At 36.6% G+C, this 3,090-nt stretch carries 4 protein-coding genes; all 4 read right to left on the bottom strand.

The genetic code is table 11. The annotated features are described in order from the left end of the window. Positions 1-673, bottom strand: a 673-nt coding sequence (locus tag Q0X66_RS15845; protein ID WP_297708098.1) for a hypothetical protein, incomplete at its 3' end; no start/stop codon positions are given. Positions 674-1,000: 327 nt separating this feature from the next. After that, on the bottom strand, positions 1,001-1,153 hold the full coding sequence (locus tag Q0X66_RS15965) for a carbohydrate porin (RefSeq protein WP_366938715.1): 153 nt from the start codon (positions 1,151-1,153) through the stop codon (positions 1,001-1,003). Next, positions 1,141-2,214 (bottom strand): carbohydrate porin, encoded by a 1,074-nt coding sequence (locus Q0X66_RS15840; RefSeq protein ID WP_297708096.1) that lies wholly within the window; start codon positions 2,212-2,214, stop codon positions 1,141-1,143. Before Q0X66_RS15840 ends, Q0X66_RS15965 begins: the two co-directional genes overlap by 13 nt. A 6-nt stretch (positions 2,215-2,220) precedes the next feature. Then, on the bottom strand, positions 2,221-3,090 hold an 870-nt coding region (locus tag Q0X66_RS15835), incomplete at its 5' end, for a threonine/serine exporter family protein (protein ID WP_297708094.1).

The following is a 3,090-nucleotide window of genomic DNA, read 5'->3' as shown; positions in this document are numbered from 1 at the left end:
TGCGTATTCCGACTATCCATCCTTCGGTAGTTTTATAAAGCGCATCAACCAGTTCCTTATTTAGCTCAAGCTTGGATTGCGTTCTAAAAAGGTTTGTTATATCATTTGGCTGAAAAACCAGATCAGTCATTCTGATTTCATTCATTTTATTATGTGCGCGCAAGGTAGGCAAGTCAAAGGGCGGATCGTATCGACTTATAAGCACCAGGTGTATATGCTGCGGTGGAAACTTTAAGAAAAGATTAATGAAATCATGAATGTTCGATTCTTGGATGATATGATAATCATCAAGAACAAGTACGAGATTACTCGTTGTTATCTCATTCATCTCATTAATAAGCTCCTCCCACAATACCCGGCAGGGCGGTAGCTCAGAATTATTTACCAGGCTCTCACTTTTTGTTAAAGTTCCCGGAAATTCAATTTGGATTGATTTAATTAAATATTGAACAAAATCTCTAATGTCATTATCACCTTCATCAAGCGATATCCAAGCATATTTTTCTTTAGATAACTCTAACCATGAGCTAATTAGCATACTTTTACCATAACCAGCTCCTGCAGAAACAAAAGTAAAAGGTTTATGTAGGTTCTTGTCCAGCCGATTAATCAGGTGGTCACGATATACATGTTCCTTGGAAATTGGTGGACGATGTAGTTTAGTAAGCAGCATTTAAAAATTCTAGAGTAAATATAGGCCAATTAATAGCTTAGGTCAATACTACTTTAGTCGTAAAAAGGAAGTAGCTTTTGGGTTGGCAACTTGTTTTCTGTTGTGTTTTCATTTTGTAACTTTTCATTTATTAAGTGAGGTTTAGATTTTTTGATTAAAAGCCTTTAATCGGTAAAATTCAACTTGGCAGCAAACTGAATGCGTTGAGCAAAGCCTTCAGTGCCATTTACAATTCAGAACACGTATTGTATATAGATGACTTATTACACTTTTAGAATATATGTAATGAATACGAATTTCAGATTCATAAGTATGCAATATGATTTCCTAAATAAAAATTCGTCCTCTCAACCCAAATACGGTTATAAAATTACTTGTTGGGTTTTGGGCTGGATTAATTATAAACTGAACATCTGGCGTTAAAATAAAGGTCTTAAACTTTTGCCAGTGATAAAATAATTCAATTGTTAATTGCCCCAACCTAATCCAATACCAACTAAATTTTGTTTTGGTGAAAATTTATAACCTACACCTGCTTCAATAGATCCTTCATAAAGAGCGCCTCCATTTTTAGCATATCCAGCTCTTAAAAAGGGCTGCCAATGTTCTTTAAATAAGCGAGTATATGAAAAGTTAAGCCCCCAACCACTTGGAATATTTAATGCTACTCGATTAGCAACATGCCAAAATGAAAGGTGGATATTATCTGTAAATCGTTCTTGATACGATTTTACCCAACCAAATTCAGCAAGGGTAAAATATTCTGCTACTTTAAAAAAACTATCAAAACCGTCTAATGGTTCCTTTGGGTTCCCGTTGGCATCAGAAATACCAGCCATTACATAATAATTTTTAGTCAAACGGCCTTGTATTACAGCTCCTAAACCTTGATTAGGGGCTGGAATAGTTACTCCGGTCGAAAATTGAAGATTACTAAAATCACTCCAAGGATCTACAAGAGCATAGACATTAAAGTAGTCAGTAGCGTCTACTTGACCCAATGCGAATTTTATTTTTCCTTGTGCAAATTCCTGTAACCAATAAAAATTGGTTAATGCCCAGTGAACATCACTAAAAGTAGTTGAAGTTAAACCGATATATCCAATTTCTCCACCTAAAGATTGACCAGGAATATTGTTGCCATAGGCATGTCTATTCTCTACTTTAAATACTAGAGCACCGTTGTTTCCTGATTTTTTACCGATTAAATTCCAATTTCCATATACTCTAAAAACACCGCTAAAGGCACTATTATCACCTAAACTTGCTGTGGCTACTTGAAAATTTGAAAAATAATCTACACCATATGAAAAATTACTTTTAGTTTCGAAATTGTCTTTAAAATCAAAATAGTTTTTTAATAACTTGGATTCTACCCTCTGATTTTTCTCTATTTGACCCGCAACACTACTCGGGCCTAGACTATTAGATTTACTTTTAATACTGTCTGTTTGTTTCTGCTGTTGAGCAAAACTTGAAACAGTAGTTAACAAGACAAAAAAAGTTAAATATGCTAGTTTGTTATTTTTAAAACGCGTCATAATATATTATACTTTTTTAGTGGGCTTAATTAATGTAACACCAATCACCAGACCTGCTGCCAGGGTGAGGGCGACTATAAACATCTGCAGAAACTCCTGGCTTCCGGCTTGCATATTTCCAGCGGCAAAGGCTGCCAAGCCCCGGAACCCAATGGAGCCGCTCACCAGCAATATAAAAGCAGGGACCAAAACTATTGAAGGTGGTCTTTTCGTTTTCCTTGACCAGGTACTTGTAAATACAACCAGTAAGACCATGCCCAATAAATTCCCGAAATTGACCCCTACCCATTCGCTACCGTAAAAAGTACCTAAAAAGGCTATCAACATGCCTAGACAAGCCCAAATAAAATCTCTGTAAGGCGTTTGTAATGCTATTCCCAGACCAATAATGATTGTAGGAATTCCTACCCAAAGCCAAACAGAATCAATAGCAACTGCAGTTGTAGCTTCGGGCATTGTTACTATAAGACCAACAGCACTTACACCTAGCCATCCACCAAAAAATTGTTTGAATAAATAAATTAAACCGGTTAGCAGGTTTGAAAGTCCGGAGGAAATATGCTTGCTTACAATTTCTACAACGCCTACACTAATTCCATAACCTGGAATCAATATCAGAACAGCTGAAAGTACAATGAGTACCACGTTAATTTCCGGTAAATAAAACCTTGAAATTCCGGCTAGTATACCGGCTACGAACGCTGTAGATAAGGGAAGCCATTCCCCTGATAAAGGTCCCCATTTACCAGAATTTATTACCATAAAGAACACAACCAGACTAAAAACGCCGGACAAAATTAAATCCCACCATCCGCCGCCTAAAAGTATGGGAAAGGCCGCACCGCAAAGCACATAAGCCAATGCTGTTGCTGCATT

It is taken from the genome of uncultured Eudoraea sp., assembly GCF_947260015.1.
Classification (GTDB): Bacteria; Bacteroidota; Bacteroidia; order Flavobacteriales; family Flavobacteriaceae; genus Eudoraea.
This window is presented reverse-complemented; position numbering and strand designations above follow the sequence as displayed.

What these genes read in the sequence shown, in the direction of transcription:
- Q0X66_RS15840 (WP_297708096.1), bottom strand. Translation starts at nt 2,214, where the DNA reads ATGACGCGTTTTAAAAATAACAAACTAGCATATTTAACTTTTTTTGTC.